Annotated in this window: 25 protein-coding genes; 16 read left to right on the top strand and 9 right to left on the bottom strand. The window is 59.1% G+C overall.

Going from position 1 to position 24,040, the window contains the following annotated elements; all coding sequences use genetic code 11:
• Positions 1–55 precede the first annotated feature (55 nt).
• The 4 genes from JNB85_RS02515 to JNB85_RS02500 all read left to right on the top strand — a co-directional run bounded on the left by JNB85_RS02515 (position 56) and on the right by JNB85_RS02500 (position 4,680).
• Positions 56–877: an ATP-binding cassette domain-containing protein gene (locus tag JNB85_RS02515; RefSeq protein WP_220332808.1), complete on the top strand. Its 822-nt coding sequence runs from the start codon at positions 56–58 to the stop codon at positions 875–877.
• Positions 874–2,133 (top strand): sugar ABC transporter permease, encoded by a 1,260-nt coding sequence (locus JNB85_RS02510; protein ID WP_220332807.1) that lies wholly within the window; start codon positions 874–876, stop codon positions 2,131–2,133. Before JNB85_RS02515 ends, JNB85_RS02510 begins: the two co-directional genes overlap by 4 nt.
• A gap of 24 nt (positions 2,134–2,157) precedes the next feature.
• Positions 2,158–2,886, top strand: coding sequence for an SDR family oxidoreductase (locus JNB85_RS02505; RefSeq protein ID WP_220332806.1), 729 nt, complete (start codon positions 2,158–2,160; stop codon positions 2,884–2,886).
• Between the two features lie 159 nt (positions 2,887–3,045).
• Entirely contained in the window at positions 3,046–4,680 is a 1,635-nt protein-coding gene (locus JNB85_RS02500) for an FGGY-family carbohydrate kinase (RefSeq protein ID WP_220332805.1), read from the top strand.
• A 69-nt stretch (positions 4,681–4,749) separates the two neighbouring features.
• On the opposite strand, the gene JNB85_RS02495 is transcribed toward JNB85_RS02500, so the two are convergent.
• From JNB85_RS02495 to JNB85_RS02485, 3 genes are all read right to left on the bottom strand, one after another.
• Positions 4,750–4,854: a helix-turn-helix domain-containing protein gene (locus JNB85_RS02495; protein ID WP_338050305.1), complete on the bottom strand. Its 105-nt coding sequence runs from the start codon at positions 4,852–4,854 to the stop codon at positions 4,750–4,752.
• Positions 4,855–4,946: 92 nt separating this feature from the next.
• Positions 4,947–5,183 (bottom strand): hypothetical protein, encoded by a 237-nt coding sequence (locus JNB85_RS02490; protein ID WP_220332804.1) that lies wholly within the window; start codon positions 5,181–5,183, stop codon positions 4,947–4,949.
• Positions 5,184–5,247: 64 nt separating this feature from the next.
• Positions 5,248–5,490, bottom strand: a complete 243-nt coding sequence (locus tag JNB85_RS02485; RefSeq protein ID WP_220332803.1) for a DUF982 domain-containing protein — start codon at positions 5,488–5,490, stop codon at positions 5,248–5,250.
• A gap of 259 nt (positions 5,491–5,749) precedes the next feature.
• Between JNB85_RS02485 and arfA the strand changes: the two genes are divergently transcribed.
• The 8 genes from arfA to JNB85_RS02445 all read left to right on the top strand — a co-directional run bounded on the left by arfA (position 5,750) and on the right by JNB85_RS02445 (position 14,260).
• The gene (gene arfA, locus JNB85_RS02480) at positions 5,750–7,270 is read left to right on the top strand and encodes an arabinosylfuranosidase ArfA (protein ID WP_113321110.1); all 1,521 of its coding nucleotides are present in this window, start codon (positions 5,750–5,752) and stop codon (positions 7,268–7,270) included.
• 62 nt (positions 7,271–7,332) lie between these two features.
• Positions 7,333–8,418, top strand: coding sequence for an ABC transporter ATP-binding protein (locus JNB85_RS02475; RefSeq protein WP_220332802.1), 1,086 nt, complete (start codon positions 7,333–7,335; stop codon positions 8,416–8,418).
• Positions 8,419–8,549: 131 nt separating this feature from the next.
• Positions 8,550–9,818 (top strand): ABC transporter substrate-binding protein, encoded by a 1,269-nt coding sequence (locus JNB85_RS02470; protein ID WP_220332801.1) that lies wholly within the window; start codon positions 8,550–8,552, stop codon positions 9,816–9,818.
• A 101-nt stretch (positions 9,819–9,919) separates the two neighbouring features.
• Positions 9,920–10,753 carry a carbohydrate ABC transporter permease gene (locus tag JNB85_RS02465; RefSeq protein ID WP_220333095.1) on the top strand — a complete coding sequence of 278 codons (834 nt, stop codon included), beginning with the start codon at positions 9,920–9,922 and terminating at the stop codon, positions 10,751–10,753.
• A 1-nt stretch (position 10,754) separates the two neighbouring features.
• Entirely contained in the window at positions 10,755–11,579 is an 825-nt protein-coding gene (locus tag JNB85_RS02460) for a carbohydrate ABC transporter permease (protein WP_220332800.1), read from the top strand.
• Positions 11,580–11,743: 164 nt separating this feature from the next.
• Positions 11,744–12,667: an ArsR/SmtB family transcription factor gene (locus JNB85_RS02455; RefSeq protein ID WP_220332799.1), complete on the top strand. Its 924-nt coding sequence runs from the start codon at positions 11,744–11,746 to the stop codon at positions 12,665–12,667.
• A 227-nt stretch (positions 12,668–12,894) separates the two neighbouring features.
• The gene (locus tag JNB85_RS02450; protein WP_220332798.1) at positions 12,895–13,695 is read left to right on the top strand and encodes a GNAT family N-acetyltransferase; all 801 of its coding nucleotides are present in this window, start codon (positions 12,895–12,897) and stop codon (positions 13,693–13,695) included.
• Between the two features lie 97 nt (positions 13,696–13,792).
• Positions 13,793–14,260, top strand: a complete 468-nt coding sequence (locus JNB85_RS02445; RefSeq protein ID WP_220332797.1) for an MEKHLA domain-containing protein — start codon at positions 13,793–13,795, stop codon at positions 14,258–14,260.
• Positions 14,261–14,347: 87 nt separating this feature from the next.
• Here the strand turns inward: JNB85_RS02445 and JNB85_RS02440 are convergent, their stop codons facing one another.
• Complete coding sequence (locus JNB85_RS02440) at positions 14,348–15,421, bottom strand: LacI family DNA-binding transcriptional regulator (protein WP_220332796.1); 1,074 nt, start codon at positions 15,419–15,421, stop codon at positions 14,348–14,350.
• A 247-nt stretch (positions 15,422–15,668) separates the two neighbouring features.
• Between JNB85_RS02440 and JNB85_RS02435 the strand changes: the two genes are divergently transcribed.
• The 4 genes from JNB85_RS02435 (at position 15,669) to JNB85_RS02420 (ending at position 20,479) form a co-directional block, all read left to right on the top strand.
• A complete protein-coding gene (locus tag JNB85_RS02435) occupies positions 15,669–16,475 on the top strand; it encodes an ABC transporter substrate-binding protein (RefSeq protein ID WP_223216420.1) in 807 nt (268 codons plus the stop codon).
• Positions 16,476–16,535: 60 nt separating this feature from the next.
• Entirely contained in the window at positions 16,536–18,044 is a 1,509-nt protein-coding gene (locus tag JNB85_RS31020) for an amino acid ABC transporter permease/ATP-binding protein (protein ID WP_220332794.1), read from the top strand.
• 137 nt (positions 18,045–18,181) lie between these two features.
• Positions 18,182–19,312, top strand: coding sequence for an NAD(P)/FAD-dependent oxidoreductase (locus JNB85_RS02425; RefSeq protein ID WP_220332793.1), 1,131 nt, complete (start codon positions 18,182–18,184; stop codon positions 19,310–19,312).
• Positions 19,313–19,564: 252 nt separating this feature from the next.
• A complete protein-coding gene (locus JNB85_RS02420) occupies positions 19,565–20,479 on the top strand; it encodes a phosphotriesterase family protein (protein WP_220332792.1) in 915 nt (304 codons plus the stop codon).
• Positions 20,480–20,573: 94 nt separating this feature from the next.
• On the opposite strand, the gene JNB85_RS02415 is transcribed toward JNB85_RS02420, so the two are convergent.
• From JNB85_RS02415 to JNB85_RS02395, 5 genes are all read right to left on the bottom strand, one after another.
• Complete coding sequence (locus tag JNB85_RS02415; protein WP_220332791.1) at positions 20,574–21,467, bottom strand: Hint domain-containing protein; 894 nt, start codon at positions 21,465–21,467, stop codon at positions 20,574–20,576.
• Positions 21,468–21,870: 403 nt separating this feature from the next.
• A complete protein-coding gene (locus JNB85_RS02410; protein ID WP_220332790.1) occupies positions 21,871–22,218 on the bottom strand; it encodes a YciI family protein in 348 nt (115 codons plus the stop codon).
• A 304-nt stretch (positions 22,219–22,522) separates the two neighbouring features.
• Positions 22,523–22,726: a YjiS-like domain-containing protein gene (locus JNB85_RS31185; RefSeq protein ID WP_223216418.1), complete on the bottom strand. Its 204-nt coding sequence runs from the start codon at positions 22,724–22,726 to the stop codon at positions 22,523–22,525.
• A gap of 405 nt (positions 22,727–23,131) precedes the next feature.
• Positions 23,132–23,470: a slr1659 superfamily regulator gene (locus JNB85_RS02400; protein WP_220332788.1), complete on the bottom strand. Its 339-nt coding sequence runs from the start codon at positions 23,468–23,470 to the stop codon at positions 23,132–23,134.
• A gap of 7 nt (positions 23,471–23,477) precedes the next feature.
• Positions 23,478–24,038 (bottom strand): slr1658 superfamily regulator, encoded by a 561-nt coding sequence (locus JNB85_RS02395; RefSeq protein WP_220332787.1) that lies wholly within the window; start codon positions 24,036–24,038, stop codon positions 23,478–23,480.
• Positions 24,039–24,040: the final 2 nt, after the last annotated feature.

Genomic DNA, 24,040 nt, shown 5'->3' with positions numbered 1-24,040 from the left:
AACTCCGGCCGCACCCGTTGCGGCCGGATGCCCCCATGGCAAGAAGGACTGCCCCATGAGCAGGGATCAGAAGGATATGCCGGAGAAGGGTCAGACGATCCTCCGGTTGAGCAATATTTCCAAAAATTTCGGCGCCGTGTCGGCGCTGACCGATATCGAACTGGAGGTGAAGGCCGGCGAGGTGGTGGCGCTGGTCGGCGATAACGGCGCCGGCAAATCGACGCTGATCAAAGTGCTTGCGGGCGTGCATCAGCCCTCGTCCGGAACGATCGAGTTCTGCGGCCAGAACGTCACGCTCGACAGCCCCGGAAAGGCGCTGGAACTCGGCATTGCCACTGTCTTCCAGGATCTCGCGCTCTGCGAAAACCTCGACGTCGTCGCCAATCTTTTTCTCGGCCATGAAATCTCTCCGTGGGGTCTCGACGAGGTAGCCATGGAAGTGCGTGCCTGGACTTTGCTCCGGGAACTTGCCGCCCGCATTCCCTCGGTGCGCGAGCCGATCGCCTCGCTTTCCGGCGGCCAGCGCCAGACGGTTGCAATCGCCCGTTCGCTGTTGCTCGATCCGAAGATCATCATGCTGGACGAACCGACCGCAGCGCTCGGCGTCGCCCAGACTGCGGAGGTGCTGAACCTGATCGAGCGCGTCCGTGAGCGCGGCCTCGGCGTCATCATCATCAGCCACAATATGGAAGACGTGCGCGCCGTTGCCGATCGCATCGTCGTGCTGCGCCTCGGTCGGAACAATGGCGTCTTCACACCCGACTCGTCCAATCAGGAACTCGTCGCCGCCATCACCGGTGCCACCGAAAATGCCGTTTCCCGGCGGATCGAGCGCAAGACCGGTGCTGCACACGAAACCAGCGGGAGGCCCGCATGAGCCAGAAGATGTCCGATACAATCAGCCGGCCGGCTGCCCTCGACCGCAGCGACGAACGCGTCCGCCACGACGACAACGTCATGGGCATGGTCAAGGCCTTCTTCGACCGCGTACGCTCGGGCGATCTCGGAATGCTGCCGGTTTTCGTCGGCCTGATCGTCATATCGACGGTCTTCTCGCTGCTCAATCCGGTGTTTCTGGCACCGAACAACCTCGTCAACCTGCTGTTTGACTGTGCCACCGTCGGCGTTATCTCGCTCGGCATCGTTTGCGTGCTGATGCTCGGAGAAATCGATCTCTCCGTCGGTTCGATGAGTGGTCTTTCCTCTGCCATCCTCGGCGTGCTCTGGGTCAACATGGGCTGGCCGATCCCGCTGGCGATCCTGGTCGCGATCGTTGCCGGCATTATCGTCGGCGCGCTTTACGCGGTTCTCTATAACAGGCTTGGCATGCCGAGCTTCGTCGCTACGCTTGCCGGCTTGCTCGCGCTCCTCGGCATGCAGCTTTATATCCTTGGACCAACCGGAAGCATCAATCTGCCCTACGCTTCGCCGCTCGTCCGCTTCGGCCAGATCCTCGTCATGCCCGACTGGCTGTCCTACGTTCTGGCTCTATTGCCGGGCGTAGTTCTCGTCGTCAACGAGATGCGCAAGCGCCGCCAGCGGCAGGCTTCGAACCTCTCTTCCCCACCGGTCGGCGCGCTTGCGCTCAAGGCGATCGTGCTCACCGCCGCGCTGGAATTTGCCGTTTACTATCTCAATCTCGGCCGTGGCGTGCCGTGGATGTTCGGCCTCTTCGTCGCAATCGCCGTCATCCTCAACTATGCGCTGACGCGGACGAAATGGGGACGCTCCATGTTTGCCGTCGGCGGCAATCGCGAGGCGGCTCGCCGCGCCGGCATCAATGTGCGCCGCATCTATCTCAGCGCCTTCGTGCTCTGCTCGACGCTTGCCACGATCGGTGGCATTCTCTCCGCCTCTCGGCTTGCCTCCTCCAGCCAGCAGGCCGGCACGGGCGATGTCAACCTGAACGCCATTGCGGCGGCGGTCATCGGCGGCACCAGCCTGTTCGGCGGGCGTGGCAGCGCCTATTCGGCTCTCCTCGGCATCATCGTCATTCAGGCTATTTCCAACGGGCTGACGCTTCTCAATCTGAGCTCGTCACTGCGCTACATGATAACAGGTGCCGTTCTCGCCATCGCCGTCATCGTCGATTCGCTTGCCCGTCGGTCCCGTGTCAGCCACGGCCGCGCCTGACCCGCATTCTCAAGGAGTATTCACGTGACTGATCTCATGAAAGGCAAGGTTGCCGCCATTACCGGTGCGGCATCAGGCATTGGGCTGGAATGCGCCCGTACGCTGCACGCCGAAGGCGCAACCGTCGTGCTCATCGACCGTGCCAAGGACAAGCTCGAGTCTCTCTGCAGGGAGATCGGTAACGGCGCTCTGCCGCTCGTCGTCGATCTTCTCGACGGTCCGCAGGTTTCGGCCATGCTGCCGCGCATTCTGGAGTTGGCCGGCCGGCTCGATATTTTCCACGCCAATGCCGGCGCCTATATCGGCGGGCCGGTTGCCGAAGGCGATCCGGATGCCTGGGACCGGATGCTCAACCTCAATATCAATGCGGCCTTCCGCTCGGTTCACGCCGTGCTGCCGCATATGATTGAGCAGAAGTCCGGCGACATCCTGTTCACAAGCTCGATCGCTGGCGTGGTGCCCGTCGTCTGGGAGCCGATCTATACGGCTTCGAAATTTGCCGTTCAGGCCTTCGTCCATTCGACCCGTCGCCAGGTCGCGCCGCATGGCGTGCGCGTCGGCGCGGTGCTGCCCGGACCGGTTGTCACCGCGCTCTTGGATGATTGGCCGAAAGCCAAGATGGAAGAGGCGCTAGCCAATGGCAGCCTGATGCAGCCGAAGGAAGTGGCCGAGGCCGTGCTCTTCATGCTATCGCGGCCGCGCAACGTTACCGTCCGCGATCTGGTGATCCTGCCGAACAGTGTCGACCTCTGAGGTTGACAGGTCCGGTTCCGGATTGCTCTAGGGCAATTGCAGCAAAGCGCGCCGCGATTTACGTCCCGAATTGCATGAAGACAAAGATATAGAGCGTGCCTATGCGAAGAAAACGGACATGCTCTGGAACATGAAACTGCCGATTTGAATCGAGAGATCATGAGCGACACTTCACACACGCCATCAGCGGGTGCCAAGCATGTCATCGGTGTCGATGTCGGCACCGGCAGCGCCCGCGCCGGCCTATTCGACCTTGACGGCCGGATGCTTGCATCCGCCAAGCGGGATATCACCCTGTTTCATGCGCCGGGCTCCATTGTCGAGCAGTCCAGCACCGAGATCTGGGCGGCTGTCTGCGCTGCCGTCCGTGAAGTCGTTCATGCGAGCGGCATCGATCCAGGCTCGGTAGCCGGTCTCGGCTTCGACGCCACCTGCTCGCTCGTCGTGCTGGGCGAAGGCGGCAAGCCGCTTCCTGTCGGTCCGTCCGAAGATCCGGATCGCAACATCATCGTCTGGATGGACCATCGCGCCGTCCCCCAGGCCGAACGCATCAATGCGCTTGGTCACGACGTGCTGCGCTATGTCGGTGGTCGTATCTCACCCGAGATGGAAACGCCGAAGCTGCTTTGGCTGAAGGAAAATCGGCCGCAGGTTTTCGATGCCGCTTGGCAGTTCTTCGATCTCGCTGATTTCTTGACTTGGCGGGCAAGCGGCGACCTTTCGCGCTCGACCTGTACGGTCACCTGCAAATGGACCTACCTCGCCCACGAGAAACGTTGGGATGCGACCTACTTTCATGAGATCGGCCTCGGCGTATTGGCCGACGAAGGTTTTACCCGCATCGGCCAGTCGATCGTCGAGCCCGGTTCGCCACTCGGGCAGGGCCTGACAGCGGCTGCCGCCGGTGAATTCGGCCTCGTTCCGGGAACGGCTGTCGCTGCGGGGCTGATCGATGCCCATGCTGGTGGCATCGGAACGGTTGGCGTCGGCACCGGTCCGCAGGCCAATCTCGGTTATGTTTTCGGCACGTCGTCCTGCACCATGACATCGACATCGGAACCGGCTTTTGTGCCCGGCGTCTGGGGTCCCTATTATTCGGCCATGGTGCCGGGCATGTGGTTGAATGAGGGTGGCCAGAGTGCTGCAGGTGCGGCGATCGATCACCTGCTTTCCTTCCATCCGGCCGCCGGCGAGGCCGGGGAACTGTCGAAGCGCAACGGCGTTCCGCTGCCGGTCCTTCTGGCTGATATGGCTGCGCAAAAGGCGCGGTACTCTTCCGATGCCGTAAAACTCGTCGCAGGCCTGCATGTCGTTCCCGAATTCCTCGGCAATCGCGCGCCTTTCGCCGATCCGCACGCCCGCGCCGTCATCGCCGGCCTCGACATGGAGAGGGGTCTCGACAGTCTGGTTTCGCTTTACATCGCCGGTCTTTCCGGCATCGGCTATGGCTTGAGACAAATCATCGACACGCAGGCCAATACGGGCGTCACCATCCAGAACATCGTTATCAGCGGCGGCGCCGGCCAGCACGATTTTGTCCGTCAGATGCTTGCCGATGCGAGCGGCAAGCCGGTGGTCGCGACGAAGGCCGAGGAACCTGTGCTGCTGGGTGCCGCGATCCTCGGTGCCGTCGCGGACGGGCTGTTTAGCGATATGCGCGCGGCAATGACGAAACTCTCGGCCGTTGAAAAGACCTATGAGCCGGCGCAAGGTGCGATCGCTGATCTTCACGCAAAGCGCTACGAGGGCTTCAAGCAACTCCAGACGCTGACGCGTGAGTTGCGGGCGTTCTGAATGGCTGTCGCTTCAATCGCGAATGCCTCACGGTCAAGTGGCAAAAGATGAAGCGAGGCCTTTCTGCGACTATGCGGCGATCATGCGCCGGTAGGCGCCAGGCGGTTCGCCGACGTGGCTCTTGAAGAAGCGGCTGGAATAGCCGGGATCGCGAAAGCCGAGTCCAAAGGCGATCTGCTCGACGGATCCCCGACCTCCGGTGGATTACAGTGGCGTCGCAGCCCGCACTAGCCGATCTGACCTAGCCTTGGCCGGTCTGGCGGGCCTCAGATACGATGGCATACCGTCACGAAATCCGTGCGCGGAATGTATCGGTATTCGACAATCATATCCGTGCAATCGAGATGCCGGCGCTGCACATAGCGTGCACGAATGACAGGTTTCGGTCGATCCTTGGCGACATGGGGCCGTTCATAACCATGGATCATGTCGGCAGATACGGCAGGGCCTGTCGAACCGGCGGCCACGGCCAGGGTCAGCAACGATACCAGCAAGGCGCGCATGCCGCCTCCTTTCTGAGAAATATGCTATGAGCGGACGCCGCATGTGCACGTCCGCCCCTCGGGCTCAATGTGTGCTCAGTCTCGCTTCTGCTGCCGCTGCGAGAAAATCTTCCCTTGCCGTTTCCAGACTAACGCGTCCTTCGACGGCGCCTTTGCAGGCATTGCTTGCCTTGACGAATTTCGCTCCCGTTCGCCGCGGCCACATGTCGTGGAGATAGATGAGTGCGTCGAACGGGCCTCTGACGGTCCGAGATCCGGCGTTGTCGAACTTGATTTCGACCGGCTTGCTCCATTGGCCATTTGGCATCTGTTTTTCCTCCTCCTGTCGCGAGCGCCAAAACGTTGCGGAGCGGAATTTGTTCCCGCGCAAGGGATTCGTTAGTTAATCATCGCTTTCACGACCGGCGCAGAACGGCGACTGGGCCCGAAACCCCTGGTTTCGCACAGATTTCGCCCGCCTCGCATCCTACTTAAACTGATTTTCTGATATGAAACAAAATACTTGATAAAAAAAATCTCCCAGAATAGCTTGCTCAAAAATCAAATTCAATAAACGAGGAACATCAATGCGGGCTAAGGCGACCCTGAATAGGGAATTCACCATCTCGACCGTCGATAAGCGCGTCTACGGCTCCTTCCTGGAGCATATGGGTCGTGCTGTTTACACCGGTATTTATGAGCCGGGTCACGAAAAAGCTGATAAGGACGGATTCCGTACCGACGTTCTTGATATGGTGCGTGATCTCGATATGCCGATTGTGCGTTATCCGGGCGGCAATTTTGTTTCGGCGTATCATTGGGAAGACGGCATCGGTCCACGCGACCAGCGTCCGACGCGTCTCGATCTTGCCTGGCGGACCCGTGAGACCAACCAGATGGGCGTCAACGAATTCGCCGACTGGTCGAAACTCGCCAAGACCGAGATGATGCTCGCCATGAACCTCGGTTCGCGTGGCCTGAACGACGCCCGCAATTTCCTGGAATATTGCAACCATCCGGGCGGCACCTACTGGAGCGACCTGCGCGCCAAGCACGGATACAAGGACCCGCACAATGTCCGTATCTGGTGCCTCGGCAACGAGATGGACGGTCCTTGGCAGGTTGGTCATAAGACCGCGACGGAATATGGGCTGCTTGCCAATGAAGTCAGCAAGGCCTTCAAATATTTCGACAAGACGCTCGAAACCGTGGTCTGCGGCTCGTCGAACGACAAGATGAAGACCTACCCCGAATGGGAGGCACAGGTTCTCGATGCGAGCTATGACAGCGTCGATTACATCTCGCTGCACAAATATTTCGGCAACGAGGAAAACGACACGCTGAATTACTACGCCAAGGCGATCGAGCTCGATCGCTACATCGTCACGATCGGCGGCGTCATCGATTACATCAAGGCGAAGAAGCGCTCCAAGCGTGACGTGAAGATCTGCTTCGACGAATGGAACGTCTGGTATCACGACCGCAAGGAAGACGATCAGCGCTACAAGAACTGGGACTGGCCGGAAGCGCCGCCGCTGCTCGAAGAGCTCTACAATCTCGAGGATGCGATCTTCGTCGCCTCGCTGATCAATGTCTTCATCCGCCGCTCCGACCGCGTCAAGATCGCCTGCATGGCGCAGCTCGTCAACGTTATTGCTCCGATCCTGACCAAGGCCGGAGGCCCGGCCTGGCGCCAGTCGATCTACTATCCGCTGCAGTTCGCATCGAAATACGGCCGCGGCACGGCGCTGACGGTTTCGGCCTCCGGCCCGACCTATGATTGCGATGTAGCGCAGGACGTTCCTTATCTCGATCTCTCGGCGGTGCTGCAGGAGGATGGCAAGAGCATCGCGCTCTTTGCGATCAACCGCAGCCTTGACGAGGCGATCGATCTCGATGTCGCCCTGCAGGGTTTCAAGGGCGCGAAGATCGTCCAGCATCACACGATGGCGGGCGAGGACCTGAAGGCCCGCAACTCCGTCGAGGATCAGAACCGTATCGTGCCGACGGCAGGATCCGGCCTCCAGGTCACAGATGAGGGCAGGCTCACCGGATCGTTGCCGGCGAAGTCCTATCATTTCATCCTGCTTTCCGTCGCTTCGGCGTGAGCTGATGGCCATTGGGGCAGCGGAGGAGGCTGCCCCGTCTGGAGTGCCTATCGGGAGGATATATGTCTGGAATAAAACTGACTGACGTCAGGAAGTCGTTCGGGTCCTTTTCGGTCATCCACGGCGTCGATATCGAGATCAACCAGGGTGAATTTGCCGTTTTCGTCGGCCCTTCCGGCTGCGGAAAATCGACACTGTTAAGGATGATTGCGGGGCTCGAGGAAACGAGCGGCGGACAGATCAGCATTGAGAATGAAGATGTCACGCACAGGGAGGCATCGAAGCGCGGCGTCGCCATGGTTTTCCAGTCCTACGCGCTCTATCCCCATCTTTCCGTCTTCGAGAACATGGCGTTCAGCTTGTCGATCGCCAAGCGTCCGAAGGCGGAGATCCAGCAGAAGGTGAAGGCGGCCGCCGATATCCTTCGCCTTGGCGATTATCTTCAGCATAAGCCGAGCCAGCTGTCCGGCGGCCAGCGCCAGCGCGTGGCGATCGGCCGCGCCATCGTGCGTGAGCCGCGCGTCTTCCTGTTCGATGAGCCGCTTTCCAACCTCGATGCCGAATTGCGCGTGAAGATGCGCATGGAGATCGCCCGCCTGCACCGGCAGATCGGAGCCACCATGGTCTATGTCACGCATGACCAGGTCGAGGCGATGACGCTTGCCGACAAGATCGTCGTCTTGAAGGAGGGCATCGTCCAGCAGGTCGGCGCACCCCTGGAGCTCTATCGCGATCCGCAAAACATGTTCGTCGCCGGTTTCATCGGATCGCCGGGCATGAACTTCCTGAAGGGCAAAGTCATCGGCGCCGGACAGGGCTCTGCCCGCATCGAGCTCGATGACGCGCCGGGCCAGGTTTTCGAGCTGCCGACGCGCACGCCAGTCGCTCAAGGCTCAGCCATCAATGTCGGCGTCCGGCCCGAGCATATCGGGCTTGGCGCTGGCGACGGAGGCTTGACGCTGCCTGTCACCGCCGAGTTTACCGAGGAGCTTGGCGGCACCGGCTATCTTCACGTGCTGACCGCAACCAATGCGGAGATGACGGTCGAGTGCCGCGAAAGCAGGCCTCAGCCGAAGGAGAAGATCAGCCTCTCTCTGAGAGTGCCTGAAATGCTGGCTTTCGATGCCGAAGGCAGGAGGCTCAGCTGATTGAACGGGGTCCGGAGCTGAAATCCGGAAACCGGGAAGGAATGCAGGAGACGTGATCGCGCGCCTTTGGAGGAGGTTCGCGAGAGAAGCCACCGGGGTGGCCCAATCCATGCTTTAGAGGAGGAACAAACGTGAGAAGACTTGTAAAACTCGCCGTTTCGGCGGCCATCGCATTGCTGCCCTCGGCAGCCGCATTCGCACAGACTGACATTACCTGGTGGGATTTTTTGAGCGGCGGCGACGGCGTTCGCATGAAGGCGCTCATCAAGGAATTCAACGATACCCATCCTGATATCAAGATCAATGCCACGACGCTCGAATGGGGCGTGCCCTTTTACACCAAGGTGCAAACCTCTGCTGCCGTCGGCCAGCAGCCCGACATCATGACCTATCACATGTCGCGCTATCCGCTGGCCGTTCCAACCGGCATTCTGCGCCCCTTCACGGATGAGGAACTCGCTTCCGCTGGGATCAAGAAGGAGAACTATGTCGATGCGGCCTGGAAGCAGGCGACCTTCGACAACAAGGTCTACGGCATTCCTTTCGATGTCCATTCCATCGTTCTCTACTACAACAAGACTATCCTGAAGGAAGCAGGCTTGCTCGGTGACGATGGTCTGCCGAAGGGTCTCGACGGTCTCGACAATTTCAATGCCGCGCTCGACAAGATCAAGGCGACCGGCAAGGTGGAATATCCGCTGTCGCTGCACACGGATGAAGGCGGCTCCATGTGGCGCGTCTTCTATACCCTGCTCTCTCAGCAGGGGGCCAAGTTCATCGACGGCGACCAGATCCTGCCGGGGGATGCCGGTGTGAAGGCGCTGCAGACCATGGCGAACTGGGTTTCGTCAGGCTATTCGCCGAAGCTGATTTCCTATGAGGCCTCAATCGCGCTCTTCACCTCGGGTAAGGCTGCGATGCATGTCAACGGCGTCTGGGAAGTGCCGACGATGACCGACCTCGCCAAGAAGGGTGAGCTCGGCTTCGAATGGGGCGCCATCGAAATCCCCAACCTTTTGGGAACGCAGGCCACCTGGGCGGACTCGCATTCCTTCGCCGTTCCAAACAGCGAGAGCAAGCCGATCACGCCTGAAAAGCTGAAGGCCGTGCTGCAGGTCATCGCCTGGATGAACGAGCACTCCATTTCCTGGGCAAGTGCCGGCCACATCCCCGCTTACAAGCCGGTGACGGACAGCAAGGAATTTAAGGAAATGCAGCCGAACGCCACCTACGCGAAACTTGCCGATACCGCCGTCTTCGACCCGGTCTCCAAGCTCGCAGGTGTTGCCGGCCCGATCTACGAGGCAACCCAGAACTTCGTGGTTCCCGCACTCAACGGCCAGCTCGATCCTGAAGATGCGATCGATCAGATGCGAGAAGAGCTGCAGAGCCAGCAATAAGAAGAGGCTGGCCGGAGATTGCTCCGGCCAGCCCCCTTCGTCCAGGGAGATGATCTGTGGTCAACACTGAAAAGCGGCGCAAGACGCTGACGGCGATTGTCATGATCGCACCGTTCCTAATCGCCTATGCGATCGTCTTTGCCTATCCGGTCTACAAAATGTTCGCCTTGAGCTTCACCGACGCACCGCTCGTCGGCGAAGGAAAATGGGTGGGCTTCGACAATTATGTGAGGCTCTTCCATCAAAAGCTCTTCTATACCTCGGTCTGGAACACCGGCTATTTTGTTGTGCTGACGGTCATCCCGAACACGCTGATCGGCCTTGGGCTGGCGCTGATGGTCGTGCGTCTGAAAGGCTGGATGCAGAGCCTGGTGCTCGTGCTCTTTTTCATCCCCTATATTCTTCCGGTTTCCGTCGTAACCCAGATCTGGAAATGGGTTCTCGACCAGCAGTTCGGAATCGCGCAGTTCATCATCGAAGCCTTCACCGGCTCACGGATCAGTGTCTTCCGCGATCCGATCTGGGCGATGCCGATGGTGGCGCTCGTGACCGTTTGGTGGACCAACGGCTTCAACCTGCTGCTCTTCATCGCCGGCCTGCGCAACATTCCCCATGACTATTACGAGGCCGCGATGCTTGACGGCGCGACACGCTGGCAATGTTTCAAGCGCATCACCTGGCCGCTGATCTGGCCGGTGACCGCACTGGTGCTCACATTGCAGCTCATCCTGCAGCTCAAGATCTTCGATCAGGTCTATCTGTTGACCGAAGGCGGGCCTTTCAATTCCACCTATGTGCTCTTGCAGCTTGTCTATCGCGAGGCCTTCCGATCGAACCATGGCGGTCTCGGCTCTGCAGTCGCGGTTATCCTGTTCGTCATCATCGTCGTCGTCTCGGTGCTGCAGTATCAGCTCCTGCGTGTGAGGGAGCGCTGATATGCCCGGCAAGACACTCGGCAACGCGCTACTTCTGATCCTCACGCTGCTGATCGCCTGCACCTGGGCTTTCCCGATCTATTGGGCGATTGTGACATCCATCAAGCCGGAACAGGATGTAGTCAACAAGACGACCCTTTTCCCTGACGTCTTCAATTTCTCGGCCTATTATTACGCGCTCTTCGAGACGAAGCTTTCGACGTGGTATCTAAACTCAATCGTCACCTCGGTGACCGTGACCGTTGTCGTCATCTTGATCAGCGTCATGTGCGCGTATGCGCTGTCGCAAATCGTCTTTCCCGGCCGCAAGCTTCTCTACGGCATCATTCTGGCAAGCTTCATGGTGCCCTCGCAGGCGCTGGTGATTTCGCAGTTCGTGCTGATGCACACGCTGAATTTGATCAATAGCTGGGGCGGGATCATCCTGCCGCAGCTGATCGTTCCCGTGGTCGTCATCGTTTACAAACAGTTCTTCGATTCCGTGCCGAAGGAGCTGCGCGAGGCGGCCAAGCTCGACGGCTGCGGCGAATTCCAGATCCTGTTCAAGCTCTATCTGCCGCTGAACTGGGGGATTACCACGGCGCTTGCCATCATCACCTACATCATGGCGTGGAACGCCTTCCTCTGGCCGTTCCTCGTGACCAACTCCGACGATATGATGACGATCACCGTCGGCATTACTCAGACGAGAGACGCATTCGGCGTCAAATACGCGCGCGATATGGCAGTTGCCATCCTCGCTGCCATGCCGGTCGCCGTTGCTTATCTCTTGTTCCAGAAACGCGTAACGCAGGCCCTCATGCTGTCATCGGGCATCAAGGGATAATGATGAGAGACTTGCTTCCGGGCCGAGGTGAGAAGGCCCTGCCGGTCCGCGAAAGCTCTCCCGAGGCGCGGACCGGCGCTCATGAAAAAGGGCGGCGACATGGGACACGACGCCGTGATATCAGCTGAAACGAGCAAGAAAGACTGGAGAACCAGTATTACGGTATGGAGACGAAACTTCTAACGGTCGATCCGATGAGGGACGTTGACGTTGTCCAGGCTCTCGGTTCTCCGACGCGTATCGAAATCCTCAACCTGCTGCGCCAGAAGGGGCCGCTGAATGTCAATGACATTGCGGCGCAGATGCGTTTGCCGCAATCGACAACGGCAACCAATCTGAAGTCGCTCGAGCAGGCCGGTCTCATCCAGACCCAGACGATGAAGGCGACGAAGGGGAATCAGAAGGTCTGCTCCAGCATCTATGACGAAATCCTGATCCGTTTCGATACCAATGGTACCAGGGCGAGCGAGGATGTGGTGACAGTCAGCATGCCGATCGGTCTCTTCACGGAATTCGACGTGGGGGCGCCTTGCGGCCTCTGTTCTGTCAACAACGTCATCGGCATGCTCGATGTGCAGGAGGTGTTCCTCGATCCGCAGCGCATGCAGGCGGCATTGCTGTGGTTCACCCGCGGTTATGTCGAATACAAGTTTCCCAACAATGCCAAGGTTTCCGGCAAGAAAATCCGCAAGGTGGAATTCTCGGCCGAGCTGAGTTCCGAGACGCCGGCCACGAATGCCAACTGGCCGTCCGACATTTCCATCTGGGTTAATGGCATCAAGGCAGGGCACTGGACCTCGCCCGGTGATTACGGCGATCGCCGCGGCATGTATTCGCCCTCCTGGTGGAAGCTGTCGGGCTCGCAATATGGCAAGCTTAAGACCTGGACGATCGACGAGACCGGCACCTGGATCGACGGCGCCATGGTCTCGACCCAGACCATCGCCTCGCTCGGTATCCCCGACCATCACTCGATCCGCTTCCGCATCGGCATCGACGAAAAGGCCGACAATCCAGGTGGTATGAACCTTTTCGGCAAGGGCTTTGGTGATTTCGACCAGGATCTGGTCATGTCGATCTATTTCTGACGGACGACGAGCGCGCGACGATTGCCGCAGCCGTCTGCAGCGCAATCGAACAACCTGGCTACACTCTCCATGGTTGCTCTTAACCTCTTTTAACCAGCAGCAGACTATATTGGTGGGTGCGATGCGGGCTATCTCGACGCCTGCGATAGCGCTCCTGAAGGGGACGGGAAAATCCGCCAGGGCTGCGCAGCGGCTGGCGTGGCCCGTCATTTGGAAGAGGAACTAAATTGAGCATTTCAGAGGACAGAATTGCCTGGGAAGAAGTGATCGAGGCCAAGGCTTTCGTTGATATGGCCAGGATTACGCCGCAGCCATTTAAAGACAGCGTCGAATTTACCTGCATGCCGGTGGGCACCGGCTGCGCCATTTCGCTGCCCACGGCGCCTGCCGTCGGGCTCAATCGCATTCTTGCTTTGAATGAAAGAGACGAACTCAATCTCGCATTTGAATGGATGAAGACCAAAACAGGCAGGCGGCATGTCCAGATCCGCGAAACCTCTGCCGCCAATGAGCTGCGTGGCTGGATACTGGATCAGGGGCTGGTCGAAAACGGTGCCTGGGTAAAACTCACACGGCCTGCCCCATCCGCTCCGCTTCCAATCGAAGGGCCTGTACGCGCCCGCCTGGCCGGTATCGATGACGCGCCGATTTTTGGCAAGCTGACGTGTGCAGGCTTTGGTTTCCCGGCCGAGCTTGAGCCGCTGTGGTCATGCCTGATCGGCAAGAAAGGCTGGGCCTGCTTCATTGCGGAATTGGAAGGCACGGCGATCGGAACCGGGGCTATGTTCATTGAAGACGGATACGCCTGGTTAGGCGGCGGAACGACATCTGCTGAGTACCGGAACCGCGGTGCGCAAAAGGCGCTGATCAATGCTCGATTGAACGAGGGCCTCGCACAGGGCGTCTCTCTCTTTGCGGTGGAGACGGTCCAACCTCGGGAAGATCAACCGAATATCTCCTTTGCCAACCTGACGAAGGCCGGCTTCAAGCCATCTTATGTCCGCAAGAACTACCTGCTGCCGAATTAAGCTGTTCGCATCGGTGCGGATTGCCGCATCGATGCCATATCCCGTGACTAGATCGGATCAGGTTCGTGAAGTGGCCGCCACTGGAGAAGGAAATGAGATGCAGTTCAACGGCGAATTGAACCCGAACGATCCCGAATTCTTTGAACTTCTCACTGGGAGCTTCCGGCGCCTTGTCGGCCGAGACCTTCTCCCCAGGGATCGGGGGCCGGAGTGGCTCTACGGCGATGCCTCGTTTGTGGTCCTTGCACATAATACCGCGCCCGATCCCGTCTTTGTCTATGCCAATGGCGCAGCACAGAGGCGGTTCGGCTATAGCTGGAGCGAATTCGTAAAGCTGCAGTCCCGGCTGTCCGCCGGCCCGAGTGAACGGTCAGAGCGACAAGCGTTGCTCGACGCGGTGGCGCAAAACGGCTTCATGATCGGCTATCGCGGCTTGCGGGTTACGAAATCAGGGAGCCGCTTTTGGATGGAAGACGGAATAGTATGGCAGCTGCGAAACGGAGAAGGGCAGGATTTCGGCCAGGCGGCGACATTCTCCAAATGGGTTGATATATCCATTCCGTAAAGAGCCGATGGCGCTTTGTGATTACGCTTGGATTTCGGCACCACTGTTTGCCGGTACCCTTGGACGAACGATGATGAGCTGCTCGCATCAATCTTCGAGCAGCCTCGCAACGGACGCGCGTTCGACGACTTCGGTCCGCAGGACGACCTTGCGCGGAGCCGTGTCATTGCCGTTCAGACGCTCGACGAGCAGCTTTGCAGCCGTTTCGCCCAGCTGATATACGGGCTGACGCACCACCGTCACGGGTGGGGATGTGACGGCCGTCCAATCGGCGTCATGGAAGGAGATAAGGGAAAGCTCCTGCGGGATTGCGAGCCCGATCAGCCGGCTCGTCTTGAATATCTCCAGCCCAATCACGCTGTCCGAGGCGATGACCGCCGTCGGGCGATTCTTTCCCTCAAGCATGCGCTTTGCGATCTGGCGTGTTTGCTCGGGCGTCACCGCGCCCATGTAAACCCACCGCTCCATCGCAGGAAGTCCGGCCTCCCGGCATGTATCGAGGAAGCCCTCGACGCGCCGCCGCACCGAGCCGGTATTGATGTCGTTCGGCGTGTGGAAAACACGATCCGGTGTATCGCATGCGGTGATATAGGCGATCCGGCGGTGGCCAAGTTCGATAAGCTGGCGTGTGATCCCCGCCGCCGCGTGCCGGTCGTCGGCGATCACCGTGTCGACCTCGAAGGCTTCGCTGCCGCGGTCAAGTAAAGCGAGAGGTCGGCCGGAGCGGGCTGCTTCACGCAAGTGTTCGACATCGCTTTCCTTGGCCGGCGAAACGATCAAACCGTCTACGCGCTTGGCAACCAGCGTGCGGATGGCGGCTTTTTCAGCGGAAACGTCTTCGCCGGAATTGATGAGGATGACGGTAAAGCCGGCTTGCCGTGCGATGTCGGTGATACCGCGTACCGCGAGGCTGAAGAATGGATTCTCGATATCGCCCACCACGACGCCGATCGTGCCGGAGCGCCCAGTCGTCATGCTTCGAGCAAGCTCGTTGGGCCTGTAATCGAGCGCGCGGGCAGCGACCGTGACGGCGTCGCGCACCCTGTCGCTGACGGTTCCGTATCCCCCCAGCACACGCGCAGCCGTCGCCTTCGAGACGCCTGCCTTGCGTGCGACATCGGCCACCGTAACGGAGGCCCTTTGAGATGAGTTCGGATCCATGAGACGTAGCCTTACAAGAGATATTGACGCGTAGCAAATGCGAAGATAACAATTGATAAAAGACAAAGAGACCGGTCTCAATCGAAAAGAGACCGGTCTCATACATAATATCGTTGAATCCACGTATGCGAATGCATGGGCCGGACGCGCGGTTTCTACCGCCGTCCGGATGGGACCCCTGCGTCGTGAAATATCGCAGCAAATACCACCAGAGGAGAATGAAACGATGAAATTTCCGAGCACAGTCATGGCCGCCTTCGTGAGAATTCGCGTCGCTGCCTTTGCGATCGCCTTCGGCCTTTCAGCGGGTGCGGCCTTGGCCGGAGACAATCCTTACGGCCTGATCGATCCGACCGTCATCAGCGTCGGCACGATGGGTGACGCCAAACCTTACGCTTTCACGACAGCCGATGGCAGCTTTACCGGCTTTGACATCGAACTCTTCATCGATGTGGCCGAGCGCATGGGCTTTAAGAAGGAGCAAATAATCTTTACCGGCCAGGAATTCTCGGCCCTTATGCCATCGGTCGCAAACCGCCGGTTCGACGTTGCAGCCGCCGCCATCGGCACCACGGAAAAACGTAAGGAAACCGTCGATTTCTCCGATGGCTATCTGGCGGGCTACCTGACTGTATTGACCCCGGATGCCGGCATCGCCGACGCTGCGGGCCTCAAGGGAAAGCGGCTCGGCGTCGTTCAGGGCACGCTGCAGGAAATCTACGCGCAAAAGAACTTCGCAGACGCAGACCTGGTAAAGTTTCCGGATAACAATTCTGCTGTTTCAGCCCTCAATAATGGCACGGTCGACGCACATTTCCTCGATTACGAAGCTGCCAAAGACTATTCCGCGCGCTACCCGGCGCTGAAGGTCGCCGTCAACATCCCGAGTTTCGACGCGCCCGCCGGCTTCGTCGTGCGCAAGGGCAACGAGGCGCTGCGCGTGGCTTTGAACCGGGGTCTTCATGCCGCCATGCAGGACGGAACATGGAAAAAGCTCCACGAGAAGTGGTTCCCGGGCACACCCATGCCAGATGCCTATCTTCCCAAGCAGTGATGCCACCTTCCGGTCCGATCTTCGGTGGTTGGACCGGCCTTTCTTGCAAGGGACCACTTGATGAACTGGCTTGAAAATCTGCGTCGCAGCTTCCTCGACTGGAACGCGATGGTCGAAGTCCTGCCGACGATGGTTACGGTCGGCCTGAAGAACACACTGATCCTGGCAGCGAGCTCAACGGTGCTCGGCATTGCCGTCGGCATGGCACTTGCCATCATGGGTATCTCTCGTTCAGCTTGGCTGCGCATTCCCGCCCGCGTCTACACGGATATCTTTCGCGGCCTGCCGGCTATCGTCACCATTCTTTTGATTGGCCAGGGCTTTGCTCGCATCGGGCGCGAGCTCTTCGGTCCTTCGCCCTATCCGCTGGGCATCCTGGCGCTCAGTCTGATTGCCGGTGCCTATATAGGCGAGATCTTCCGCTCGGGAATTCAAAGCGTTGATCGCGGCCAGATGGAAGCCTGCCGGGCGCTCAGCATGAGCTACGGCCAGGGCATGCGGTTGATTGTCGTGCCACAGGGTGTGCGCCGTGTGCTGCCTGCACTCGTCAATCAGTTCATTGGCAATGTGAAGGATTCGAGCCTTGTCTACTTCCTTGGCCTGCTCGCCTCGGAGCGCGAGATTTTTCGCGTAGGACAGGACCAGGCGGTCATAACCGGTAATCTTTCGCCGCTTCTGCTTGCAGGCATCTTTTATCTCGTTGTCACGGTGCCGCTGACCCATGTCGTCAATGCCATCGACAATCGCCTGAGGCTCGGTAAGCAGCGGCCAGCAATCATCACCAGCGGCCTGGAGGAGGTGAGCGAGCTCGACGGTATCGGACGTCCGCCTCGACCGGCCTTCAAGGGTGGCAGTCTCGACGTTCGCCAGCTCGGCATGGCCTATGGTGAACTCGATGTGCTGAAGGGCGTCGACCTTGCAGTGAAAGCCGGCACCGTCACCTGTATTATCGGCCCATCAGGCTCGGGGAAATCAACGCTGTTGCGCTGCCTCAACCGGTTGGTGGAGCCGAAGAGTGGAGACGTTCTTCTTGACGGCGAGAGCATCCTCGCCATGAAGCCGGAGCGCTTGCGTCGGCGGGTGGGGATGGTCTTCCAGCACTTCAATCTCTTTCCGGACCATACGGCAATCGAAAACGTCATGCTGTCGCTGACGAAGATCAAGGGCCTGCCGAAGGCAGAAGCCGAACGTATCGCTAAGGCACGGCTTTCCGATGTCGGCCTTGCGAGCCGCCAGCATCACCGGCCAGGAGGACTTTCGGGCGGTCAGCAGCAGCGCGTCGCGATTGCCCGCGCCCTGGCGATGGAACCGGAGGTCATCCTGTTCGACGAGGTCACAAGCGCGCTCGATCCCGAACTGGTTAAGGGCGTGCTCGATCTCATGGCCGAACTCGCAAAGCAGGGCATGACCATGGTTGTCGTCACACACGAAATGGGCTTTGCCCGCCGCGCAGCGGATCAGGTCATATTCATGGACGAGGGCCGCGTCGTCGAAGCAGGCGCGCCAGAGGCGATCTTCGACAATCCCAAAAGCCCCCGCCTTCAGCGTTTTCTCGCCGAAGTGCTCTGATCCCAAGCGTACGGAGATGACGATGACACAAACGATATGATGGGGGTGTTTGGTTGCGCGGGGATCGCGGCGGCCATTGGGAAATATTCTGACATCCTTCCTCGAACCTCATGATCAACAGATTGAAAGATACGACTATGAACGACAACACCATCACCTCAGCGGTCATCATCGGCGCCGGAATCTTTGGAGTGTCCACCGCCGTGCAACTTGCCCGACGCGGCGTTCCCGTCACCATCATCAATGACGGCCCGCCGGCCAACGGCGCGTCGGGTCGGTCGCTTTCCTGGCTCAACTCGGCACGCATGCGCTCCGAGCCCTACCACCGGCTGCGAATGGCCGGCATTGACCGCTACCGCACTCTGGCGGCACGTCATCCAGACGTTAACTGGCTTCGCTTCGACGGTGGCCTGACCTGGGATATGGAAGGAGAAAGCAACGAGATCGCCGCGGCCTACCGGTATGAGACTTCGATCGGTTACGACGCCCAGCATCTTTCGGCTGGAGAGATCGCCGGTGTGACGCCGGGTGTGGACGCGCGCGCCATCACGGATGCGGGAGCGATTTTCAATCCGGGTGAGGGATGGGTCGATCTGCCGAGCCTGATCGCTTTGCTGCTCCAAGAATTCGCGGACCTTGGTGGAAGGCTCGTCACAGACCAGGGGCAAGCAGCGGTCGTGGTCAATGGCGGCCGAGCCGTTGCGGCTGAAACGGCAAGCGGCGCGCGTTTCACTGCCGATGCCGTCGTGCTCGCTACGGGGCCGGCCGTCCCGAAGATGGTTGCGGCAAGCGGCCAGACGATCGGTGACGACACCCCGATCGCCCTGCTGGTGCAGACGAAGCCGCGCGCCCATCCCTTGCGCGCTGTCCTCAACACGCCGCGCGTTGCCGTTCGCCCGGCGCCAGGCGGCACTTTCTCGCTGGATGCGGATTGGGCCGCGGACGAGGGCGTGAAGGTACGCGCGGATGGCGGCTACGATATCGACGATGCGGTCGTTGCGGCGCTTCTGGCTGAGGCTGCCAAGGTGATGGAAGGCAATCCGAGGCTCGAAGTCGCCTCCATCGGCGTCGGCGGCAAGCCGATCCCGGGCGATGGAGAACCTGTAATCGGTGCTCTCAAGGCTATTCCCGGTTATTACGTCGCTTTCAGTCATAGCGGTGCGACGCTCGGCCTTATCGTCGGCGAACTGCTCGCCTACGAAGTTGCGACGGGCGCAGAGCATCCCATGCTCGCGACCTTCAGACCGGAACGTTTTGCGTCACGATAGGGGGGAATCTTGTCAGGCTCCATTACGACCGATAGGCCCTGAAGTGGCAATCAGGCTGCCGCATTGCTTTGCGGCCGGGATACAGGCATTGAGGTTGCGGGCAATGGGGTGGCTCCGCAATGAAGCGGTAGAGCTGCACAATCGCCTTGAGTATCCGGCCGACGATTGACCTTGCCGCCCTATGCGATCAGATGGATCGATAGATGCATTTAAGCCTTGCCGTTCTGCCAGTTGCGAGAGGAGGCCTTCACGATGAAGCATATCTATACAACTTTGGGACCGAAGGGCCGCGACGAACTCGGCATGATTCTCCCGCACGAACATGTGTTCGTCGATCTGAGGACCCCTGACCAGCCCGGCTATGCCGAGGCGGAGATAGACGCAGTTGTGGCGGTGATGGTCCCGCAGATTGAGGCGATCAAAAGACAAGGCATTACGCTGCTCGTCGAGTGTACGACGGGTGGCGTTGGAAGACGTGCTGACATAGACCTCGCTGTGTCGAAAGCAACCGACTTTCCGATCGTCGTCCCGACCGGCAACTATCGCGAACCCTGGATACCCGCTTGGGTAGCCGAGGCTGATGAAAGCGATCTTGAAGAATGGATGGTAAGTGAGCTTACCCAAGGAATCGAGGATACCGGTGTGCTGGCGGGATGGATCAAGCTCAGCGCCGGCGACGATGGGATTACGCCGCTCGAAGCCCGTATCCTCCGCGCAGCGGCAAGAGCGTCAGTTCGGACCAATGCGGTGATCGGCTCGCATACGATCCGGGGAAGGGTCGTGATGGAGCAGCTGGACATCCTTCAGTCAGAGGGCTGCGCACCAGAGCGCTTCATATCCATTCACACGCAGGAGGAAAGGGACTTCGGGCTTCACCGCGCATTGGCGGAGCGAGGTGCGTGGATCGAATACGACCATGTCGGAAGGGCGCCTGACGAGGAGGTGGTCTCAATGGTAATGCGCGCCCTCGAAAGCGGGCTGGGCGAGAAACTGCTCATAAGCCACGACCTTGGCTGGTATGATCCGGCACAACCCCGTGGCGGAACCCCGAGACCCTACACGCATCTTGTCGAGAGCCTTCTGCCATCGCTCAAAGCCGCAGGCGTGGGCGAGGATATGCTCCGACAACTCACAGAATTCAACCCTTTCGAGGCATTCGCGCGCTGAAGCAAAGCGCGAATGTCGTTTCGCCAGCCACAACGCCTCAATAGCGGCGTCGTCGCGCATGACCCACAAGAACAGCGCACTCAGCTACGGCAGATCAGCGTTTTGTCAGAGCAAGCTCCTTGGCTTGCGCGTCTATCCTTTCACAGGCATCCCCGAAGGGATCACGCATCGGCACCAATGGCGAAGCGCCAAGCAGGAGAAGCGCTTTCAGATGCTTCCAACCGCCTTCTTCGCCCAGCACCGGCGCAAACGATGTCATCGCTGTGGGTTCATCGGCATAAAGGCGCTCGTACTCCGCAAAATTGGAGAAGTTCTCGTGATTGCCCTCCAAGAGATGGAAGGTCTCAGCCGCAGCGCCCTCGGCAAGAATGATCTCATGCGTATTGAGCAGGACGGCATAATATTCGATCGCCATGTCGTTGGTTGGAATGACAGGTGCGATTGTCGTGCCGTTGACGAGGTCCTTCACACGGATCAGAACGCCGTTCAGAAACAGCGCGTGGCCGGGCGACAGGTAGAGATCGGAATGTGGCGTGCGGCTGTCCAGCGCGTGGCGGGAGATCCGGATCGGTACGACACCGTCATGCCAGCGCGCGCCGGTCTTCTTGAAGACTTGGCGGCCGACCCACTTGATCGGACGGGCGCTTCCGTCGGGAAGGACGACGTGATCGCCGACGCGCAGATCCTCGACGGGCTTTTCACCACAATCCGTGAGGATCGCCGTTCCGCGCAGGAAGCACTGCGCGCCACCTCCTCCACCACCAGGGCCGCCGTGTCCACCGGGACCTCCGTGTCCGCCGGAGCCATTCTTGCCTCCACCGGAGTTGCCCCGCCCCCAACGCCGCCCCATCGCGCTCGCGGGAGACTTGGAAACTGCCGTCGCCAAGGCCGCCACGACTGCAAGCCGAGCACCGGCGGCAGCGGCAACACCTAGAAAATGTCTGCGCGCCGTATTCCGTGGCAATTTCGGATCTTCCATGGATGGCATGATGGCGTCCTTTGAAACGAGTGACAGGAGTTTATGGTGCCATAAGTTGCATCGCGTTCAACTTCACAGAATAGGCTTCGACCTACCAAAAAAGAGGTAGGCCGATTGCTTGCTACAATCCGCTTGTGAAGGAACCTGGGACCGCCGGCGGTCCTCGTGGCGGGTCAGGCGAAGAATAGCTTGCCGTGACCCAGCAGACGGGATGGAGGCGGAGTCGATACGCATCGATGAAACTAAGATCGATCAGCCTCGCGCCGGATCAGGTTCGGAAACACCAATCTCCCCACCGATCCGAGCCGTAAGTCCGCGCACAACCGCTCTAAGGTCGTCCGGGAAGCGCTGGAGCCTGATCGTCATCCGCGACCTGATTTAGGCGTCGTCACTTCCGCCCGGCACTTCCAATCTAAAAGCCGGCGGTCTCTCGTATCTCGATCGCCCCCATCCGGGCAAGCGAGTCCCGCTCCGCGATCGCCATTGCCTCCGCAAGGTTCTTCGCTTCGATAAGCAGGAAGCCACCCAGATGCTCCTTAGTCTCTGCGAAGGGTCCGTCACTCCAACTTGTCTTGCCGGCGCGAACGCGCAATGTCTTTGCGGTATTTGGGTCCGCAAGAGCATTGGAGGCGAGATAGTGGCCGGAGCGTTTGAGTTCTTCATTGGAAGCTAGGGACTCGCGGTCGATCTCGGCCCATTCCTCCTTGCTGGCGGCATCGGCAAGAGTTTGATCGATGTAGAAGAGACAAAGGTAGCGCATCAGGTTCTCCATGGATTGTCGATGTTAGTCGCATTTGGAGATCGCGATTCGACAAAGAGCAAAAAGATTCTGACGGTTCTGCTGGGGAGAGCTGCAGCTTTGCTTGTTCGTCATTCTTGAATCTCCAGCTGCGCTTGAGCGAGCGGATAGGGGGACCTCCACCTATCAATCCTAGAGACGCACGATCGATGAGGATACGTCAGTATGACTGCATCCGTATCGCCGGCGCGGTCATGCGCCGACTACGGAAAGAGGGGCGAATGAAGCAGCGCAGCTGAAGGCAAACGCAACTCATGCCGGCGGATCAGCTGCCGCCGCCACCTGCCGCACGGGATGGGCGGCTCCCGGTTCCTGCCCTCTGATCGTTTGGGCGGAGAGGAAGCCATTCTCCGATTTTTCCGGCGGAGATCTCTGGTGGCTCCAAGCCGATGTCACGGAGCAGGCGAGAGTCAAACCGCGAAAGTTCGTTCCGGCTTCTGCGGTACCTTCGCCGAAGGTTCAGCAGCATCCAGACGGCTTGCAAGGTGCGTACCACCCCTACGACGCTAAGGTGCTGCGACTGTAGTTCGACGTGTTCGGAATGTTCAATGGCGGCCATCCTTGTCTCTCCTTTGACTGGCTCACGGCGCTCCGTCTTAGTCGAAGGGGATCGGCCGAAATCGACACGGCGGCTTCAAGAGCTTTGTCGTAACCGGTGTTGTGGTCTCACGTTGCCCGTTGTCGCCTGATCTGTGATCGACGTCCCATGGAGGAGCCGCAAGGAGTTCCTCTATGACACCTACGTTGGGAGGTTCTCACGCACGCTAAGGAGCCGACGCGAGATTCATCGCCAATGGCCTGACGAAGTAAAGGCACGGATCGTTTCAGAGAGCTCGCGTTCGGACGTGACGGTGAACGGAGTGGCCGAAGACGATCATGCCAATCGCAAATCGAGAAGCGGATGTAACTTTTTTAGATTCGGGAGAGATTTGGCCTGCCACGGATATTGATGCGTGCCTTTGATAACAAGCAGAAGGTCGTCCATCTTCCTGGCTTCGATTGTGAGCTTCGCCAGGAGATTTATGCCGGAGGAATTGAGAAATTCCAGACCGGTCAGGTTGAACGTCACCTGCTTGTGCTCCTCATGGAGGAGGCTTGATATCAGTGAGTGGATCGGCGCATAGGCGTCCGGACCTGCCAGCCGGAACACGCCATCGAAATACACCTCGTTTTGTTCCGTCCACACGCGGAAGTTCTCGTCGCTGATTTCCATTCTTCGCTCACAAATTGGAGGAGGGCGGCATCGTCACGGCCGCAGTCGTCGTCAGTATGATATGCTCGTCATCATCCTCATCGAATGCCCATGCCATTTTTGCACTATAGTCGCTGAGAAGGGTAAGCAAACCCAGACCCGAACCGCTTCCTGCCGACATTGCATTGATTTCGATCTGCTCGAGAAGCAGTTCTTCTGCGTTTTTCGATTGGATGTGATCCAGCAGTTGCTGAAAGCGCATCGAGGCGGCGCCATCGATCAGGTTCTTCACTCTTATGAAAAAAAGTTCGTCGAATATGCAGGCTTCGATAAGGATTTCACCGGCCTGTCGAAACTTGACGGCATTTTCTATGAGTTCATTGCTGAGGTATCCAATGTCGTGATGCGCCAGAACATAGTCTTTTCTTGAACGGGAGTATGGAAGAGACATGACTTCCGCTATGAAGTCAGAGGTCATTCCTGAATGCTTCCATCCGAGCTGAAGCGGCCCATCGGTTAAAATAAGGCGAGTACCAGGATCCAGGCTGACGCCGGCCAGGGGTTCGATACCGTAGACCGTCGATCTCATGT

Origin of the sequence: Rhizobium mesosinicum (genome assembly GCF_019511345.1) — a bacterium.
GTDB classification, from domain to species: Bacteria; Pseudomonadota; Alphaproteobacteria; order Rhizobiales; family Rhizobiaceae; genus Rhizobium; species Rhizobium mesosinicum.
This window is presented reverse-complemented; position numbering and strand designations above follow the sequence as displayed.

Excerpts from the sequence above, each read along its gene's own strand:
- JNB85_RS02515 (WP_220332808.1), top strand. The coding sequence starts at position 56 with ATGAGCAGGGATCAGAAGGATATGCCGGAGAAGGGTCAGACGATCCTC.
- JNB85_RS02510 (WP_220332807.1), top strand. The coding sequence starts at position 874 with ATGAGCCAGAAGATGTCCGATACAATCAGCCGGCCGGCTGCCCTCGAC.
- JNB85_RS02500 (WP_220332805.1), top strand. The coding sequence starts at position 3,046 with ATGAGCGACACTTCACACACGCCATCAGCGGGTGCCAAGCATGTCATC.
- JNB85_RS02490 (WP_220332804.1), bottom strand. The coding sequence starts at position 5,183 with ATGCGCGCCTTGCTGGTATCGTTGCTGACCCTGGCCGTGGCCGCCGGT.
- JNB85_RS02485 (WP_220332803.1), bottom strand. The coding sequence starts at position 5,490 with ATGCCAAATGGCCAATGGAGCAAGCCGGTCGAAATCAAGTTCGACAAC.
- arfA (WP_113321110.1), top strand. The coding sequence starts at position 5,750 with ATGCGGGCTAAGGCGACCCTGAATAGGGAATTCACCATCTCGACCGTC.
- JNB85_RS02475 (WP_220332802.1), top strand. The coding sequence starts at position 7,333 with ATGTCTGGAATAAAACTGACTGACGTCAGGAAGTCGTTCGGGTCCTTT.
- JNB85_RS02465 (WP_220333095.1), top strand. The coding sequence starts at position 9,920 with ATGATCGCACCGTTCCTAATCGCCTATGCGATCGTCTTTGCCTATCCG.
- JNB85_RS02460 (WP_220332800.1), top strand. The coding sequence starts at position 10,755 with ATGCCCGGCAAGACACTCGGCAACGCGCTACTTCTGATCCTCACGCTG.
- JNB85_RS02455 (WP_220332799.1), top strand. The coding sequence starts at position 11,744 with ATGGAGACGAAACTTCTAACGGTCGATCCGATGAGGGACGTTGACGTT.
- JNB85_RS02445 (WP_220332797.1), top strand. The coding sequence starts at position 13,793 with ATGCAGTTCAACGGCGAATTGAACCCGAACGATCCCGAATTCTTTGAA.
- JNB85_RS02440 (WP_220332796.1), bottom strand. The coding sequence starts at position 15,421 with ATGGATCCGAACTCATCTCAAAGGGCCTCCGTTACGGTGGCCGATGTC.
- JNB85_RS02435 (WP_223216420.1), top strand. The coding sequence starts at position 15,669 with ATGGCCGCCTTCGTGAGAATTCGCGTCGCTGCCTTTGCGATCGCCTTC.
- JNB85_RS31020 (WP_220332794.1), top strand. The coding sequence starts at position 16,536 with ATGAACTGGCTTGAAAATCTGCGTCGCAGCTTCCTCGACTGGAACGCG.
- JNB85_RS02425 (WP_220332793.1), top strand. The coding sequence starts at position 18,182 with ATGAACGACAACACCATCACCTCAGCGGTCATCATCGGCGCCGGAATC.
- JNB85_RS02420 (WP_220332792.1), top strand. The coding sequence starts at position 19,565 with ATGAAGCATATCTATACAACTTTGGGACCGAAGGGCCGCGACGAACTC.
- JNB85_RS02415 (WP_220332791.1), bottom strand. The coding sequence starts at position 21,467 with ATGCCATCCATGGAAGATCCGAAATTGCCACGGAATACGGCGCGCAGA.
- JNB85_RS02410 (WP_220332790.1), bottom strand. The coding sequence starts at position 22,218 with ATGCGCTACCTTTGTCTCTTCTACATCGATCAAACTCTTGCCGATGCC.
- JNB85_RS31185 (WP_223216418.1), bottom strand. The coding sequence starts at position 22,726 with ATGCTGCTGAACCTTCGGCGAAGGTACCGCAGAAGCCGGAACGAACTT.
- JNB85_RS02400 (WP_220332788.1), bottom strand. The coding sequence starts at position 23,470 with ATGGAAATCAGCGACGAGAACTTCCGCGTGTGGACGGAACAAAACGAG.
- JNB85_RS02395 (WP_220332787.1), bottom strand. The coding sequence starts at position 24,038 with ATGAGATCGACGGTCTACGGTATCGAACCCCTGGCCGGCGTCAGCCTG.